Annotated in this window: 16 protein-coding genes; 12 read left to right on the forward strand and 4 right to left on the reverse strand. The window is 71.0% G+C overall.

What is annotated here, in order from left to right; translation table 11 throughout:
• Positions 1–152 precede the first annotated feature (152 nt).
• The 8 genes from J3A75_RS03085 (at position 153) to J3A75_RS03120 (ending at position 8,337) form a co-directional block, all read left to right on the forward strand.
• Complete coding sequence (locus tag J3A75_RS03085; protein ID WP_012317082.1) at positions 153–911, forward strand: ABC transporter ATP-binding protein; 759 nt, start codon at positions 153–155, stop codon at positions 909–911.
• Positions 904–1,644: an ABC transporter ATP-binding protein gene (locus J3A75_RS03090; RefSeq protein ID WP_012317083.1), complete on the forward strand. Its 741-nt coding sequence runs from the start codon at positions 904–906 to the stop codon at positions 1,642–1,644. Before J3A75_RS03085 ends, J3A75_RS03090 begins: the two co-directional genes overlap by 8 nt.
• A gap of 93 nt (positions 1,645–1,737) precedes the next feature.
• On the forward strand, positions 1,738–2,955 hold the full coding sequence (locus tag J3A75_RS03095) for an ABC transporter substrate-binding protein (protein ID WP_012317084.1): 1,218 nt from the start codon (positions 1,738–1,740) through the stop codon (positions 2,953–2,955).
• Positions 2,956–2,983: 28 nt separating this feature from the next.
• Positions 2,984–3,871, forward strand: a complete 888-nt coding sequence (locus tag J3A75_RS03100; protein WP_012317085.1) for a branched-chain amino acid ABC transporter permease — start codon at positions 2,984–2,986, stop codon at positions 3,869–3,871.
• Between the two features lie 20 nt (positions 3,872–3,891).
• Entirely contained in the window at positions 3,892–4,878 is a 987-nt protein-coding gene (locus tag J3A75_RS03105) for a branched-chain amino acid ABC transporter permease (protein ID WP_024827894.1), read from the forward strand.
• Between the two features lie 145 nt (positions 4,879–5,023).
• Positions 5,024–5,377: a hypothetical protein gene (locus J3A75_RS03110; protein ID WP_012317087.1), complete on the forward strand. Its 354-nt coding sequence runs from the start codon at positions 5,024–5,026 to the stop codon at positions 5,375–5,377.
• A 59-nt stretch (positions 5,378–5,436) separates the two neighbouring features.
• On the forward strand, positions 5,437–7,383 hold the full coding sequence (mutL, locus tag J3A75_RS03115) for a DNA mismatch repair endonuclease MutL (RefSeq protein WP_024827893.1): 1,947 nt from the start codon (positions 5,437–5,439) through the stop codon (positions 7,381–7,383).
• 186 nt (positions 7,384–7,569) lie between these two features.
• Positions 7,570–8,337 (forward strand): SDR family NAD(P)-dependent oxidoreductase, encoded by a 768-nt coding sequence (locus J3A75_RS03120; RefSeq protein WP_053620428.1) that lies wholly within the window; start codon positions 7,570–7,572, stop codon positions 8,335–8,337.
• Positions 8,338–8,377: 40 nt separating this feature from the next.
• Here the strand turns inward: J3A75_RS03120 and J3A75_RS03125 are convergent, their stop codons facing one another.
• A complete protein-coding gene (locus J3A75_RS03125) occupies positions 8,378–10,030 on the reverse strand; it encodes an AMP-binding protein (RefSeq protein ID WP_209649690.1) in 1,653 nt (550 codons plus the stop codon).
• A 218-nt stretch (positions 10,031–10,248) separates the two neighbouring features.
• Here J3A75_RS03125 and J3A75_RS03130 point away from each other — a divergent pair, with 218 nt between their 5' ends.
• The 4 genes from J3A75_RS03130 to J3A75_RS03145 all read left to right on the forward strand — a co-directional run bounded on the left by J3A75_RS03130 (position 10,249) and on the right by J3A75_RS03145 (position 12,990).
• Complete coding sequence (locus J3A75_RS03130; RefSeq protein ID WP_012317091.1) at positions 10,249–10,788, forward strand: phasin family protein; 540 nt, start codon at positions 10,249–10,251, stop codon at positions 10,786–10,788.
• Positions 10,785–11,723 carry an alpha/beta fold hydrolase gene (locus J3A75_RS03135; protein WP_043072898.1) on the forward strand — a complete coding sequence of 313 codons (939 nt, stop codon included), beginning with the start codon at positions 10,785–10,787 and terminating at the stop codon, positions 11,721–11,723. The genes J3A75_RS03130 and J3A75_RS03135 overlap by 4 nt, the downstream gene beginning before the upstream one ends.
• Positions 11,724–12,119: 396 nt before the next feature.
• Complete coding sequence (locus J3A75_RS03140) at positions 12,120–12,560, forward strand: helix-turn-helix domain-containing protein (RefSeq protein WP_012317093.1); 441 nt, start codon at positions 12,120–12,122, stop codon at positions 12,558–12,560.
• A 55-nt stretch (positions 12,561–12,615) separates the two neighbouring features.
• Positions 12,616–12,990 (forward strand): cupin domain-containing protein, encoded by a 375-nt coding sequence (locus tag J3A75_RS03145; protein ID WP_012317094.1) that lies wholly within the window; start codon positions 12,616–12,618, stop codon positions 12,988–12,990.
• A 7-nt stretch (positions 12,991–12,997) separates the two neighbouring features.
• Here J3A75_RS03145 and rsmD read toward each other — a convergent pair whose 3' ends face one another.
• From rsmD to J3A75_RS03160, 3 genes are all read right to left on the reverse strand, one after another.
• Entirely contained in the window at positions 12,998–13,555 is a 558-nt protein-coding gene (rsmD, locus tag J3A75_RS03150; protein WP_012317095.1) for a 16S rRNA (guanine(966)-N(2))-methyltransferase RsmD, read from the reverse strand.
• The gene (locus J3A75_RS03155; RefSeq protein WP_012317096.1) at positions 13,552–15,357 is read right to left on the reverse strand and encodes a pseudouridine synthase; all 1,806 of its coding nucleotides are present in this window, start codon (positions 15,355–15,357) and stop codon (positions 13,552–13,554) included. The genes rsmD and J3A75_RS03155 overlap by 4 nt, the downstream gene beginning before the upstream one ends.
• Positions 15,358–15,488: 131 nt before the next feature.
• The gene (locus J3A75_RS03160; RefSeq protein WP_012317097.1) at positions 15,489–15,665 is read right to left on the reverse strand and encodes a DUF1328 domain-containing protein; all 177 of its coding nucleotides are present in this window, start codon (positions 15,663–15,665) and stop codon (positions 15,489–15,491) included.
• Positions 15,666–15,715: the final 50 nt, after the last annotated feature.

Genomic DNA, 15,715 nt, shown 5'->3' on the forward strand with positions numbered 1-15,715 from the left:
GCGGTCAAGCACGGTCCCGCCGCCCGCATGACACGGGCCGCGACTGATATCACTCCCGGGGGATTGTCGCGCCGCCACGAGCGTTTGCGATGGACTGTGCCGTCGCGGATCGGCGATATGGCGGCAAGAAATCAAACCCGGGAGGGACACGCTTGGCACGGGATGTAATCCTGGCGACCGATGGCCTGACGATGGAATTCCGCGGATTCCGGGCCGTCAACGGCGTGGCGTTGCAAGTGGAACGCGGCACCATCCACGCCCTCATCGGGCCGAACGGCGCCGGCAAGACCACCTGCTTCAACCTGCTGACCAAGTTCCTGATCCCCACCGCGGGCACGATCCGCTACAAGGATCGCGACATCACCGGTCTGAAGGCGGCCGACGTCGCCCGTCTCGGTCTCGTGCGTTCCTTCCAGATCTCGGCGGTGTTCCCGCACCTGACGGTGATGGAGAATGTCCGCATCGCCCTGCAGCGGCGGCGGCGCGGCGATTCCTTCGACTTCTGGCGGGCCGAGCGGGTTCTGCGCGCGCTGAACGGCGAGGCGCTCGCCCTCGTCGAGGCGGTGGGCCTCTCGGACTTCGCCGACGTGCTGGCGGTCGAACTCTCCTACGGGCGCAAGCGCGCGCTGGAGATCGCCACGACGCTCGCCCTCGATCCCGAGATGCTGCTGCTCGACGAGCCGATGGCCGGCATGGGCCACGAGGACGTTGACCGGACCGCGGCCCTCATCCGCAGGGTCTCGAAGGATCGGACGATCCTGATGGTGGAGCACAACCTCTCCGTGGTCGCCTCCCTGTCGGATCGGATCACCGTGCTGGCCCGCGGCCAGGTGCTGGCCGAGGGCGACTACGCCACGGTCTCGAAGGACCCGCGCGTGGTCGAAGCGTATATCGGGGCGGGACATGCCTGAGGCGGCTCTCAAGGTACCTCCGGCGGCCGCGACCGGCGCGCTGCTGACCGTCCGCGGCCTCGAAGGCTGGTACGGCGAGAGCCACGTCCTCCACGGCATCGACATCGACGTGCGCGCGGGCGAGGTGATCACGCTGCTCGGCCGCAACGGCGCCGGCAAGACCACGACCCTGCGGGCGATCATCGGCATCCTCGGCAAGCGTTCGGGCTCGATCGTCTACGACGGCGTCGAGACGGTCCGAATGGCCTCGCGCAACATCGCGCGGCTCGGAATCGGTTACGTGCCGGAGGAGCGCGGCATCTTCGCGAGCCTGACGGTCCACGAGAACCTGATGCTGCCGCCGCGGGTGAAGCCCGGCGGCATGTCGGTGGCGGAGATCCACACTCTGTTCCCGAATCTCAAGGAGCGCGCCGGCAGCCAGGGCACCAAGCTCTCGGGCGGCGAGCAGCAGATGCTGGCGATCGGACGCATCCTGCGCACCGGCGCCAAGCTGATCCTGCTCGACGAGCCGACGGAAGGTCTGGCGCCGGTCATCGTCCAGCAGATCGGCCGGACCATCCAGCAATTGAAGGCCCAGGGCTACACCATCGTTCTGGTGGAGCAGAATTTCCGCTTCGCCCAGACTTTGGCGGACCGGCATTTCGTGATCGAGCAGGGACGGGTGGTCGACATGATCCCCAATGCCGAGCTTGACGCCAATATCGACAAGCTGCACGCCTATCTCGGCGTCTGAATCCCGTACGCGAAAACCGTAGAAGCGCCAGCAAACGGCGACCCGATACTCGGCCGGCGGAGATCCGCCGCGCCGCTGGAGGATGGAAACGAAATGTTCGGACGCATCGCCCGGCCCGTGACCCTCGCTGCCCTCGCAGGTGCCCTGATGATGGGTACTGCGGCCGCGCAGACGAACGTGAAGATCGGCATCCTGGGCGACCGCTCGGGCGCCTATTCGGACATCAGCGGCGAGGGCTCGGTGGTCGCCGCGAAGCTGGCCGTCGAGGATTTCAAGCCGGAGCAGCATGGCCTGAAGGTCGAGATCGTCTCCGCCGACCACCAGAACAAGCCGGATGTCGGCGCGGCGATCGCCCGCCAATGGTACGACCGCGACGCCGTCGACATGATCACCGACGGGGTGACCTCCTCGGTGGCGCTGGCGATCAGCCAGGTCACCAAGGAGAAGAACAAGGTCTTCATCGACACCGGCGCCGGCACGGCGGATCTCACCGGGCCGCAATGCACGCCGAACACGATCCACTGGGTCTACGACACCGTGGCGCTCGCCAACGGCACCGGCGGCGCGATGGTGAAGCGCGGCGGCAACACGTGGTTCTTCCTCACCGCCGACTACGTCTTCGGCCAGACCCTTCAGCGCGACACCAGCGCGGTGATCACCAAGAACGGCGGCAAGGTCGTCGGCTCGGTGAAGACGCCCTTCCCGACCTCCGACTTCTCGTCCTTCCTGCTGCAGGCGCAGGGGTCGGGCGCCAAGGTGATCGGGCTGGCGAATGCCGGTACCGACACGATCAACGCGATCAAGCAGGCGGGTGAGTTCGGCATCACCGAGGGCGGGCAGGCGCTCGCCGGCCTCCTGGTCTTCTCGTCGGACGTGCACTCGCTGGGTACCAAGGTCGCCCAGGGGTTGGTCCTGACGGAGCCGTTCTACTGGGACCTGAACGATCAGACCCGCGCCTTCTCGGACCGGTTCGCCAAGCAGATGAAGAACGCCTCGAAGCCGACCGCGAACCACGCGGGCGTTTACTCGGACGTGCTCCATTACCTGAAAGCGGTGGCCGAGCTGAAGTCGACCGCCGACGGGGCCGCCACGGTCGCCAAGATGAAGGCGATGCCGACCGACGACCCGCTCTTCGGCAAGGGCGTGATCCGCGCGGACGGCCGCAAGATCCACGACATGTACCTGTTCGAGGTCAAGAAGCCCGCCGAGTCGAAGGGCGAATGGGACCTCTACAAGAAGCTCGAGACTATCCCGGGCGACCAGGTCTTCCGGCCGCTCAACGAGGGCAACTGCCCGCTGGTGAAGGGCTGACGGTGGGATCGGGGCGCGGAGAACGGCCATGACCACGATCTTCGGTGTGCCGACGCAGGCCCTGTTCGGGCAATTGCTGCTCGGCCTGATCAACGGCTCGTTCTACGCGATCCTGTCGCTGGGGCTCGCGATCATCTTCGGGCTCCTCAACATCATCAACTTCGCCCACGGCGCGCTCTACATGATGGGCGCGTTCGTGGCCTGGATGCTGCTCACCTACGTCGGACTCGGCTACTGGTGGGCGCTGGGGCTCGCCCCGATCGTGGTGGGCGCGTTCGGCATCGTGCTGGAGCGGGTGCTCATCGCCCGGCTCTACAAGCTCGATCACCTCTACGGCCTGCTGCTCACCTTCGGTCTCGCGCTGATCATCCAGGGCCTCTTCCGCAACCAGTACGGCGTCTCGGGTCTGCCCTACGCGATCCCGGCCGAGCTGTCCGGCGGTCAGCGCCTGCCCTTCATGTTCCTGCCGAACTACCGGGCCTGGGTGGTGGTGGCGTCGCTCACCGTCTGCATCGCCACCTGGCTCGTCATCGAGAAGACCAAGCTGGGCGCCTACCTCCGGGCCGCCACCGAGAACCCGACCCTGGTCCAGGCCTTCGGGGTGAACGTGCCGCTGTTCCTGACGCTGACCTACGGGTTCGGCGTCGCGCTCGCGGGCTTCGCCGGGGTGCTGGCGGCGCCGATCTACTCGGTCAATCCCAACATGGGCGCCGACATCATCATCGTGGTCTTCGCCGTGGTGGTGATCGGCGGCATGGGCTCGATCATCGGCTCGGTGATCACGGGCTTTACCCTAGGCCTCGTCGAGGGGCTCACCAAGGTGTTCTATCCGGAGGCGTCGGCCACCGTGATCTTCGTGATCATGGTGCTGGTGCTGCTCGTCAAACCCGCCGGCCTGTTCGGGCGCACGGCCTGATCGCGATCTGAGGCACCCCCATGGCCGACACCGCCGCCCTCGACGCCGCCCCGATCGCCGCCGCCTTGCCGACGAGCCGGGACGACAAGGCGCTCCACCGCCTCATCTTCGTCGGTATCGCCGTGCTGCTCGTCGTAGCACCGCTGGTCCTCTACCCCGTCTACCTGATGAAGGTGCTGTGCTTCGCGCTGTTCGCGCTCGCCTTCAACCTGCTGCTCGGCTACGGCGGCCTGCTCTCCTTCGGCCACGCCGCCTATTTCGGCATGGCGAGCTACCTCTGCGCCTACACGGCTAAGAGCCTGGGCTTCACGCCCGAGCTGGCGATCCTCGCCGGCACGGTCACGGCCGCGCTGCTGGGGCTGGTCTTCGGCGCCCTGGCGATCCGCCGGCAGGGCATCTACTTCTCGATGATCACCCTGGCGCTCGCCCAGATGGTGTTCTTCTTCTCCCTGCAGGCGAAGTTCACCGGCGGCGAGGACGGCATCCAGGCGGTGCCGCGCGGCAACCTGTTCGGCGCGATCAGCCTCGCGGACGACCGGGTGATGTACGCGGTCGTGGCCGTGGTGTTCATGGCCGGGATGCTGCTGATCTACCGGATCATCCACTCGCCCTTCGGGCAGGTGCTGAAGGCGATCCGCGACAACGAGCCGAGGGCGATCTCGCTGGGCTACCGCGCCAGCCAGTACAAGCTCGCCGTGTTCGTCCTCTCGGCGACGCTCGCCGGGCTCGCGGGCTCCACCAAGGCGATCGTCTTCCAGCTCGCCTCGCTCACCGACGTGCACTGGTCGATGTCGGGCGAGGTGGTGCTCATGACCCTCGTCGGTGGCATGGGGACGGTGTTCGGTCCGATCGTCGGCGCGCTGGTGATCGTCACGATGGAGACGTACCTCGCGCAGTTCGGGGCCTGGGTGACGATCATCCAGGGCTGCGTCTTCGTGCTCTGCGTTCTGCTGTTCCGCGAGGGCATCGTCGGACTGATCGCCCGCATGATCCGCCGGCCGCTCTAGGGTCGGGCTTCCGGGCAGGTGCCGGTTGCACCGCCGCAACGCCGCTGTCGCGACCTGCACCAGGGTATGAAGGCTCACAACCCCTGGTGAGCTTTCGTTAACCAAGACTGCCCACCCTGACGGCTCCGCACTGTCAGGGGCTGCCATGAACCAGGATCGAACGCTCAGCATCGACGATCCCGCCCTCGACTGTCCGGTCGAGCCGGACGTGGTGGGCCGCCTGATCAAGGCCGATCCGGAGGGGGCCGCGTTCCTGCTCGACGGGATCCCGGAGGCGACCCGCGCCCGACTCGCCGTCTGGCTCTACGGCCGGAGCCACACCCACGCGATCGGCGTCCGCGTCGCCGCGACCTGCGAGGGCGCGACCCTGCGGCGGACCGCGGGCCTCGTCGGAAACGTCCTCTACGACCTGTCCCGCCGTCCCGTGGCGGCGGCGAGCCGCGGCGCGCGCGGCGGCACCGGCCGCATCTCCCTGGGCGGGTCGCAGCGCCGCGCCTGAAGAGACGGCGCGGCCGCCGCGATTGGATCGCCGCCGCGCAGGGACTATCCTGCGCGCCGATGACATCCCTGTCCGCGCCGTCCGTCCGCCGCCTCGATCCCGTGCTCGTCGACCGCATCGCCGCGGGCGAAGTGGTCGAGCGCCCGGCCTCGGCCGTGAAGGAGCTGGTCGAGAACGCGATCGATGCCGGGGCCCGGGCGATCGAGGTCACCGTCGAGGCCGGAGGGCGCCGGCTGATCCGGGTCGTCGACGACGGCCGCGGCATGACCCCGGACGATCTCGACCTCGCGGTCGAGCGGCACGCCACCTCCAAGCTCCCGGGCGGCGACCTCACGGCGATCGACACCCTCGGTTTCCGCGGCGAGGCCCTGCCGTCGATCGGCGCGGTGTCGCGGCTCGCCATCGTCACGCGGACGCCGGAGGCCGAGGCGGGGGCGAGCCTGACGGTCGAGGCGGGGCTGAAGGGTCAGGTCCGCCCGGCGCCGGCCCAGCGCGGCACCCGGATCGAGGTGACCGAACTCTTCGCCGCCACCCCGGCGCGGCTCAAGTTCCTCAAGTCGGACCGGGCCGAGAACGCCGCCATCGCCGAGACGCTGCGCCGCCTCGCCGCGACGCAGCCCGGAATCCGCTTCACCCTGAGGGCGGATGCCGGGCAGCCCCTGGTCCTGCCGGCCGAGACCGGGGCCGAAGCGGAGCTGCGCCGGCTCGCCGCGGTGCTGGGACAGGACTTCCTCGCCAACGCCCTGCCGGTTTCCCTGGCCCGGGAGGGCTTCGCGGTGACCGGCCATGTCGGCCTGCCGACCTACCACCGCGGCGCGGCGACCCACATCCACCTCGCGGTGAACGGCCGCCCGGTGCGCGACCGGCTCCTGCTCGGGGCGATCCGCGGCGCCTACGCCGATACCCTGGCGTCCGACCGGCACCCGGTCCTCGGCCTGGCCGTCGCGTGCGACCCGAGCCTCGTCGACGTCAACGTCCACCCGGCCAAGACCGAGGTGCGTTTCCGCGAGCCGGGCCTCGTGCGGGCGCTGATCGTGAGCGCGATCCACGACGCCCTGCGCCGCGGCGGCGCCCGCTCGGCCACCACGGGCGCCGCGCGGACCCTCGACGCCCTGCGGCCGGCCGGCCCACCGCTCGCGACCCACAGCGGCGCCACCGCACCGAGCCTGTTCCGGCCGACCCGTCCCGGCCCGTTCCCCAGCGGCGCGCCCTCGGTCGCGGCGCCGTCCGGTTACCGTCCGTCCACAGCGTGGCGGCCGGCGCCGCAGCCGGCGCGGGTCGAGCCGGCCGGCTTCGGCGAGTCCGCTCAGGCCGTCTGGACCGGGCCTGAGTCCGTCGCCGTGGCGGCCCCGCCCCAGGCCGATACCCGCGTCGCCGACGAGGCCGCGGAGGCGCTCGATCATCCACTGGGCGCCGCCCGCGCACAGATCCACGAGACCTACATCCTCGCCCAGACCCGTGACGGCCTCGTGATCGTCGATCAGCACGCCGCCCACGAACGCCTCGTCTACGAGCGGATGAAGACTGAGCGGGAAGCCGGCGGCATCGCCCGGCAGGGTCTCCTGATCCCGGACGTCGTCGAGATGAGCCCCGAGGAGGCCGACCGGCTCGTCGCGGCCGCCCCGGATCTCGACCGGCTGGGCCTGTCCATCGAGGCGTTCGGGCCGGGGGCGGTGCTCGTGCGCGAGGTGCCGGCCGCGCTGATCGGTGCCTCGACGCGCGATCTCGTCACCGACATCCTCGACGCCCTGCAGGCCAGCGGCGACGAGGAGAGCGGCGTCGCCGCGACGGAGGGCGGCCCGCTCGGGCGGCGTCTCGACGCGATCCTGTCGCGCATGAGCTGCCACGGCTCGATCCGGGCCGGGCGCCGCCTCCGGCCGGAGGAGATGAACGCCCTCCTGCGCGAGATGGAGGCGACGCCCAATTCCGGACAGTGCAATCACGGGCGCCCGACCTCGATCGAGCTGAAGCTCGCTGACATCGAGCGGCTGTTCGGACGTCGTTGAGCGGGCGGGCGCACCGGCCCGGCTGGCGGACCGGACGGCGCCGGTCCACAACAGGTTTCGACGCCGCAGTCCAAGGGCGGCGGCGCGTTCAGGGGAGGCGCAGAGCCATGACCGATCCCGTCATCACCGGCGCGTGCCGGGCCGCCACGCGGCGCGTCGCCTCGGCCCTCGCCGCGGTGCGCTGAGATGGCGGGCCCGTTCGACCTCGCCGGCCGCCACGTCCTCGTCACCGGCGCCTCCAGCGGCCTCGGCCGTCACTTCGCAGGAACCCTGGCACGCGCCGGTGCGCGCCTGTCGCTCGGCGCCCGCCGGGCCGATGCCCTCGCCGAGACCGTCGCCCGCGTCGCGTCGGCGGGCGGTGAAGCCCACGCCGTCGTCATGGACGTCACCGACGCCGCGAGCGTCGAGCGCGCGCTTGACGCCGCCGAGGAACGGTTCGGACCGGTGGCGGTGCTGGTGAACAATGCCGGCGTGACGGCGACGAAGCCGGCCCTCGACCTTGCCGAGTCCGACTGGGACGCGGTGCTCGACACCAACCTCAAGGGCGTGTGGCAGGTCGCCCAGGCCACCGGCCGGCGCATGGTCCGGCACGGCGCGGGCGGCAGCATCGTCAACATCGCGTCGATCCTCGGGCTGCGCGTCACCGGCGGGCTCGCGCCCTACGCCACGTCGAAGGCGGCGGTGGTCCAGCTCACCAAGAGCCTCGCGCTCGAATGGGCCCGCTACGGGATCCGGGTGAACGCCCTCGCGCCGGGCTACATCAAGACCGAGCTGAACGACGCCTTCTTCGAGTCCGATGCCGGCCGGGCGCTGATCAGGCGCATCCCGCAGCGCCGGCTCGGGGAGGCGGCCGAGCTCGACGGACCGCTCCTGCTCCTGGCCTCGGAGGCCGGCGCCTACATGACCGGCAGCGTCCTGGCGGTCGACGGCGGCCACCTCGTCTCCGGCCTGTAGCGATCGCCCCGGACGAGCTCGTCCTCGGGTCCGACGCGGGTCAGAGATCCCGCGCCTGCTCGCGCAGGACGAATTTCTGGATCTTGCCGGTCGAGGTCTTCGGCAAAGGCCCGAACACGACCGTCTTCGGCACCTTGAACCGCGCCATGTGCTCGCGACAGAACGCGATCAACTCCTGCTCGCTCGGCACGCTCGTGCCGGGCTTCACCTCCAGGAACGCGCACGGGCTCTCGCCCCAGGTCGGATCCGGCCGCGCCACGACGGCCGCCAGCATCACTGCGGGGTGGCGCATGAGCACCTCCTCCACCTCCAGGCTGGAGATATTCTCGCCGCCCGAGATGATGATGTCCTTCGCCCGGTCCTTGATCTCCACCGACCCGTCGGGATGCCACACCGCGAGGTCGCCGGTCCGGTACCAGCCGTCGGCGAGGGCCGCCTCGGTCGCCCCCGGGTTGCCGAGGTAGCCCTTCATCACCGTGTTGCCGCGCAGACGGATCTCGCCGACCGTCGTGCCGTCCCGCGGCACCGGCACGTCGGTCGCGGTGTCGGCCACGCTCACCGCCTCGAGGGTCGCCAGGGGCACGCCCTGCCGGGCCATGCGGGCGTAGCGCTCGGTATCGGGGAGGTCGGTCCAGTCCGGCTGCGCCAGGCAGACCGTCGCGGGACCGTAACTCTCGGTGGCGCCGTAGAGATGAGTCACCTGGAAGCCCAGCTCCTCCATGGTGCGGATGATCGTGGAGGACGGCGCCGCGCCGCCGACCGCGCAGCGCACCCGCTGTGGGAACGGCACCCGGTCCTGGGCCGGGGCGTGCGCGATCATCGAGAGGACGATCGGCGCCCCGCACAGATGCGTCACCCCGTGCTCGGCGATCAGCCGGAAGATCGCCGCCGGCTCGACCTTGCGGAGGCAAACCTGCGTGGCGCAGGCCGCGACGCTCGCCCAGGGGTAGGACCAGCCGCTGCAGTGGAACATCGGCAGCGTCCAGAGATACACGCTCTCGCCGGTCAGGCCGAAGGTCACGGCGTTGCCCAGGGCCTGAAGATAGCCGCCGCGATGGCTGTAGACGGCGCCTTTCGGGTCGCCGGTCGTCCCCGACGTGTAGAGCAGGCAGAGCGACTGCCACTCGTCCTCGGGGCCGGCCCAGGCGTAGTCCGGATCGCCCTCCGCCAGCAGATCCCCGTAGGACAGCGCCCCGTCGATCCCGGAATCGCCGATCGCCACGACGAGGATCGGCTCGGCGAGATCCGCCAGGGCGCGCGCGGCCAGACCGGCATACTCGGCCTCGACGAGGAGCGCCCGGGCGCCCCCGTGCCGCAGCGAGAACGCGATCGTCGCTGCGTCGAGGCGGGTGTTGAGCGGGTTCAGCACCGCGCCGAGCATCGGCACGGCGAAATGCGCCTCGATCATCTCCGGGACGTTCGGCGCAAGGATCGCCACGGTGTCGAGCGGCCCGATCCCCCGGGCCGCGAGGCCCGCGGCCAGGCGCCGGCAGCGCGCGTAGAGGTCCGCGTAGGTGAGGCGCCGGTCGCCGTCGATCACGGCGGTCCGCGCGCCCGCCGCGGCGGCGGCCCGCGCCAGCAGGCTCACGGGGGTCAGGGGCACGTAGTTGGCCGCCCGGCGCGCGAGCCCGGCCTCGAACGGGTGGGAGCCGTTCTCACGGAGTTCGGCTCGGGTCGGACTGGTTCCCGTCATCGTGCAGCCTTCTGATCGGGCGGCGGGCGTGGCGTGCGCTCCGCGCGACGATGATTTCGCGGCCGCCCCGCCTGTCAATCGCGGTCGCCGGGACAATGTGGGCCGGGGGCGGATTCTGTTACAGGGCCCGGTTGACGGGGGAACGGCGCTGGCGGATGCCCGTATCCCAGCCATGCGTCGTCGAGGCCGCGTGCGACCGGCCCATCCGGGAGACCATTGTGGGGAACGACAACCTGCCGACGATCTCCGGGGAGACCGGCCGCGCCGTGGCCGAGAGCGGCGTCGCCCGCGCGCGCGAGGCGTACGAGCGCTTCGCCGAGGCGGGCGAGATGGCTCTGAATGCCTTCGAGGCGTCGATGGCGCAGAGCTTCGAGGGCTGGCGCTCGGTGATGGGATCCAGCCGCGAGACCGCGCACCAGCTCACCGACAGCAACGTGGCGGGTGCTCGCCGGATGCGCGAGCAGTGGGATGCCGCCGGCGCCCGGCTATACAACGCCTTCGAGGACAACGCCGTCCATGCCATGGCGGCGATGCGCGAGATCGGTCACCGGATGCTCGTCGCGTCCGACACCAATGTCCGCGCGAGCCTGGACTTCGCGGACCGCGTCGCCAAGGCGGCCGACGCCCGCGAGGTCGCGGCGCTGAACATCGCGTTCCTGCAGGAGCAGGCCCGTCGGCTGACCGACCAGATGGTCGACCTCCACCAGACGACCGGCCGTCTCGCCCGCGAGGCTGCCGCGCGCACGGAGACCCCGTGACCGCCGGCACCGCGGCGCCGGATACCGGACCCGAGACCATGCCGCGGCTCGACGACCTATGCCGCGCCGACGTGCCGTTCCGGACCGGCCATTTCCAGGCCTACGCACCCCACGATTTCCACCGCATCGCCTACGTGGAGTGGGGCGACCCGGACAGCCCGCACGTCGTCGTCTGCGTCCACGGCCTCAGTCGCCAGGGCCGCGATTTCGACGCCCTGGGCTACCGGCTGGCGAAGCTCGGCTACCGGGTGATCTGCCCGGACCTGCCCGGGCGCGGCCTGAGCGGCTGGTTGAAGGATCCGGAACTCTACGGCCTGCCGCAATACGCCGCCGACATGGCCGCGCTCATCGCCCATCTCCGGGTTCCCGGGAAGATCGACTGGGTCGGCACCTCCCTCGGTGGCCTGACCGGCATGGTCCTGGCCGCCGCCGCCCGGTCCCCGATCCGCCGCATGGTGATCAACGATATCGGCCCGTTCCTGCCCTGGGCGCCGATCCGCGAGATCGGATCGCGCCTGCGCGACGCGCCCCGGCTCCACCACAACCTCGCATCGGGCGAGTCGCGCCTGCGCACGGTGCTGGGTGCCTTCGGGCCGCTCACCGACGAGCAGTGGCGACACATCGCCAAGCACAGCTTCTTCCAGGAGCCGAACGGCGGCTGGCGGCCCCACTACGATCCCGGCATCGGCGACGCGTTCCGTCCGGGCCGCGTCTACAGCGTGAGCATGTGGCGCGACTGGGACGCGATCACCTGTCCGGTCCTGCTCCTGCGCGGTGCGCACTCGGAACTGCTCCTCGCCTCGACCGCCGACGAGATGACCCGGCGGGGACCGCCGACGCGGCGTGTCGAGATCCCCGATTGCGGCCACGCGCCGGCGCTGCTCGACGACGAGCAGTTGCGAATCGTCGCCGACTGGCTCGGCCCGGCGGCGTAAGTCCGCCGGCATCGCGCGGCGTCGCGCCGTGAATCGACCGTTTCCCATCACGCAGGCTTCGAAGGGATCGGCGCCATGGGCGAGCGCGGCGTAGGCAACCCGATCGCGCCCTACAGTCTTAGAAAGTGATTTTTTAGCCGATCCAACTCACTTATATTTGACTAGGCACGGTATTTGAGTTGTTCCGCTGGCGGGCATTGGAGGGCCCGGATCGCGGTCTTCCGGACCTAAGATTTCGAAAGCGTAACCATTCGTTGCGCGCGCGGCTGACCTGTGGCACTAACAGATGTCAGGTCTGGATCTTGGCCGCGCAATGTTGCACCTGTCGGTTGTGATTGGCGCCCCGGATCCGGGCGAGCAAGCCTGCCAACAGCAAGAACATCCGGACTACCAACTATGGCGAACCCAACCCCCAAGCCGAAGCAGACCACAGCCATCGATCACGGGGTCGGCAGCCGCATCGCGTTCCTTCGGGCGGCGAACGGGCTGAGCCAGTCCGCGCTGGCCAGCGCGCTGGGCGTCAGCTTCCAGCAGGTCCAGAAATACGAGACCGGTAAGAATCGTGTCGGTGCCGGTCGCCTCCAGGCCATCGCCGAGCGGCTCGGGGTTCCGGTCTCGAGCTTCTTCGAGCCGGAGCCCGAGGCGACGACCGATAGCGGTCCCGCGCTCCTGCGCGTTGCCGGCGCCGTCGAATTGCTCCGGGCGTACAATCAGATCGCCGACGATCAGATGCGCCGCGACGTGCTCTCGCTCGTGAAGTCCGCGGCGCGGATCGGCCATACCCGGTCGGCGGACGAGGCGGCAGCGCAGGCGCCCGGCCCGTCGCGCAACGCATGACATGCGGCGTCGCCTGGCGCCGAACCGGCGTCACGCGCGCCCTCCAGGCGGGGTCATGGATCCACTCCCGACACGCGTGACCCGTCTGCTCGCCGATCTGCCGCTCCGGGCGGACGACGAGATCGTGTCGGTCCTGGTCTCGGATGCGGGCCTGCGGGTGGAGCGCATCGTCTCAACCGGTCAGGCGAGCCCGCCGGGCTTCTACTACGACCAGCCGCATGCCGAATGGGTCGCTGTCCTGACGGGCGCGGCCGACCTGCGGTTCGCCGATGAGGCTCAGGCCCGTCGCCTGGTCGCGGGCGACGCCGTGCTGATCGCGCCCCATCGTCGGCACCGTGTCGAATGGACCGAATCGCCCACCGTCTGGCTGGCGATCCATTTCGGGCCCCAGGTCGGCGCTGCGGATCCGGCTCCGAGCATTCGGGACTAGGGGCGATTCAGGCGGCGAACCGGGCGATCGCCACGGCCGTGTCGCCGTAGACGCGCCGCTCCAGCTCCGCGAAGCCGGCCGGCCAGACGAGCTGAGCGGCCTCGACTTCCTCGACGACGATGAGAGCCCCCGGCGCGAGCCACGCGCCCTCGGCGGCGCTTCTCAGGGCGCGGGGCGCGAGATCGCGGCCGTAGGGCGGATCGCAGAAGACAAGCGAGAAGGTGCCCGCTGTGGAAGCCGGGCCGAGGCGGGTCGCGTCCCGCCGGAACAGGCGCGTCACGCCTTCGGCACCGAGGGCCTCGATATTCTCGCGGATCACCGCGCGCGCCTCGGCGCCCTCGTCGACGAGGAGGGCGTAGGTCGCGCCCCGCGACAGCGCCTCGAAGCCGAGGGCGCCCGTGCCGGCGAACAGGTCGAGGACCCGGGCGCCGGCCACGGCGTCGTCATAGGCGTGCGCGAGCACGTTGAACACCGACTCGCGCAGCCGGTCCGAGGTCGGCCGGATGGCGTCGGTGCGCGGCGCGGCAAGCCGGCGGCCTCGCCACGCGCCGCCGACGATCCTCATCGCGTCCCGCGGGGCGGCCTGCCGCCGCCGGGCCGGGCGCCGCCGCGCGGCGCACCGGGACGGCCGCCCGCGCTCGGGCCGCCGCCCGGGCCGCTGCGCGTGCCCTGGCCGCCCGCCTTACCGGTGAATCCGCCGGGCTTGCCACCGGGGCGACTTCCGCCGGGACGCGGCGCCCCCGTCTTCGGGCCGCCGAACGCGGGCTTGCCCCCAGCGCCGGCCGGCTTCGAGCCGCGGAACCCGCCCGGCTTGCGCGACGTCCCCTCGGTCGGCCCGGCCTCGAACGTCCGTTCGCGCCGTCCTCCGGACTTGCCGCCGCGCTCGTCGAATCGCCGCTCGTCACGCGGTGCGTCGCTCCGCGCGGTCTCGCGACGCGGGCGCTCGTCGCCGCGGCGCTCGTTGCGCGGACCGGCGGGGCGTTCCTGTCGCTCCGGCGCTCCGCGGTCGGCGAAGCGGCGCTTCGGCTTGGCGACGGGGGCCGGCTCCGCCGGTGTGGCGGACAGCCGCTCGACGACGACCCGGCGCTCACCGGCGCGGATCGAGCCGACGCGCTCGCGGCCGCGTTCCGCCGCGGCCGCCTGTGCGGTCCGGGGATCCGCGCCGCGCCGGGGCACGCGCGTGCCCCGGGGCTTCGCCGCGTCCTCATCGCGCCACGTGGAGCTACGCGGTCCGGGACCGGCGCCTCCGGTCGAGACGCGCGGCGCCGGCGCGGGACGCGCGGCGTTGCGCCGGGCCGGCGCCGGCTGCGCGGACTTGGCATCGCGATCCGCCGGGCGGGTGCCGCCGAACGGCGCGATCGGCTCGCGGACCGGGCTGTCGAAATCCACGCCGGCCTGCTCGGCGAGGCTCTTGCCGAGCTGATCCTTGAGCACGCGGGTCCGCACCTCCTCGACCAGACCGACTTCTAGGTCGCCGAGCTGGAACGGCCCGAAGGAGAGCCGGATCAGCCGGTTCACCGAGAGCCCGAGATGCTCCAGGATGCGCTTGACTTCGCGGTTCTTGCCCTCGCGCAGGCCGAGTGTCAGCCAGACGTTGTCGCCCTGCACCCGGTCGAGCGTCGCCTCGACGGGGCCGTACTCCATCCCGTCGATGGTGACGCCCTTGGCCAGCCGGTCGAGTTGGGCCTGATCGGTGTCGCCGTGGGCGCGGACCCGGTAGCGGCGCAGCCAGCCCGTGTCAGGATGCGCGATCACCTTGGCGAGCCCACCATCGTTGGTGAGGAGCAGCAGCCCCTCGGTGTTGATGTCGAGCCGTCCGACAGCCACGACCCGGGGTAGATCCTCCGGGAGCACGTCGAACACCGTCTGCCGGCCCTCCGGATCCCGGGCGGTCGTCACCACGCCCCGCGGCTTGTGGAAGATCCACAGGCGGCTGCGCTCCCGCGACGGCATCGGCTCGCCATCGATCAGGATGCGGTCGTTCTCGGTGACGTTGCGGGCGGGGGACGTCAGCGTCTCGCCGTTGACGCTCACGCGTCCGGCCACAATCATCGTCTCGGCGTCGCGCCGCGAGGCGATGCCAGCCCGAGCCATCGCCTTCGCGATGCGCTCGCCGGGCGGCGTCTCGATCAGGCCCTCGGTGTCGGCGGACGAGGCGGGTTCGGGCTCCGGCGCAGGGACCGTCTGCTGAGGAGGCTGCGGCTTGGCCTTTCGGGCGGCCTTCTTCGCGGCGGACTTGGCGGACCCGTCGCCCTCGGTGTCGGCGCGGCCCGCATCGGTCGGCGGCGCCCAACCCTCGGTGCGCGCTGACTCGGGGGCCGGACGGGCGGTCCCCTCCGGCTTATCGTCGTTCGGCAAGTCGCTCATGCTTGCCGCTTATCAGAGCCGGTCTCGACAGGCGAGACGGGTTGTGCACGGGGGCAGGTGCCCTCAACGCAAAGAGGCGGCCCGCTGGGACCGCCTCGAAGACCGGATCGCGGGTCGGGGACCCGTCGGCGTCAGAGCCTGGGCGAACGCCCGCGCATCACACCGAACACGGCGGAGATCAGGAACAGCGCGATCGCCACGAAGAAGACGATCTTGGCCGCCTCCATCGCCGTGCCGGCGATGCCGCCGAAACCGAGGAGCGCCGCCACGAGAGCGACGACGAGAAACGTGACAGCCCAACCGATCATGGCATCCTCGCGTTATTCGGGTCGGTTCAGTTGTGGAACCCGCGCGCGGC

Origin of the sequence: Methylobacterium sp. PvP105, from assembly GCF_017876975.1 — a bacterium.
GTDB classification, from domain to species: domain Bacteria; phylum Pseudomonadota; class Alphaproteobacteria; order Rhizobiales; family Beijerinckiaceae; genus Methylobacterium; species Methylobacterium radiotolerans.

Excerpts from the sequence above, each read along its gene's own strand:
- J3A75_RS03110 (WP_012317087.1), top strand. The coding sequence starts at position 5,024 with ATGAACCAGGATCGAACGCTCAGCATCGACGATCCCGCCCTCGACTGT.
- J3A75_RS03155 (WP_012317096.1), bottom strand. The coding sequence starts at position 15,357 with ATGAGCGACTTGCCGAACGACGATAAGCCGGAGGGGACCGCCCGTCCG.
- J3A75_RS03125 (WP_209649690.1), bottom strand. The coding sequence starts at position 10,030 with ATGACGGGAACCAGTCCGACCCGAGCCGAACTCCGTGAGAACGGCTCC.
- rsmD (WP_012317095.1), bottom strand. The coding sequence starts at position 13,555 with ATGAGGATCGTCGGCGGCGCGTGGCGAGGCCGCCGGCTTGCCGCGCCG.
- J3A75_RS03120 (WP_053620428.1), top strand. The coding sequence starts at position 7,570 with ATGGCGGGCCCGTTCGACCTCGCCGGCCGCCACGTCCTCGTCACCGGC.
- J3A75_RS03090 (WP_012317083.1), top strand. The coding sequence starts at position 904 with ATGCCTGAGGCGGCTCTCAAGGTACCTCCGGCGGCCGCGACCGGCGCG.
- J3A75_RS03095 (WP_012317084.1), top strand. The coding sequence starts at position 1,738 with ATGTTCGGACGCATCGCCCGGCCCGTGACCCTCGCTGCCCTCGCAGGT.
- J3A75_RS03100 (WP_012317085.1), top strand. The coding sequence starts at position 2,984 with ATGACCACGATCTTCGGTGTGCCGACGCAGGCCCTGTTCGGGCAATTG.
- J3A75_RS03140 (WP_012317093.1), top strand. The coding sequence starts at position 12,120 with ATGGCGAACCCAACCCCCAAGCCGAAGCAGACCACAGCCATCGATCAC.
- J3A75_RS03105 (WP_024827894.1), top strand. The coding sequence starts at position 3,892 with ATGGCCGACACCGCCGCCCTCGACGCCGCCCCGATCGCCGCCGCCTTG.
- mutL (WP_024827893.1), top strand. The coding sequence starts at position 5,437 with ATGACATCCCTGTCCGCGCCGTCCGTCCGCCGCCTCGATCCCGTGCTC.
- J3A75_RS03145 (WP_012317094.1), top strand. The coding sequence starts at position 12,616 with ATGGATCCACTCCCGACACGCGTGACCCGTCTGCTCGCCGATCTGCCG.
- J3A75_RS03160 (WP_012317097.1), bottom strand. The coding sequence starts at position 15,665 with ATGATCGGTTGGGCTGTCACGTTTCTCGTCGTCGCTCTCGTGGCGGCG.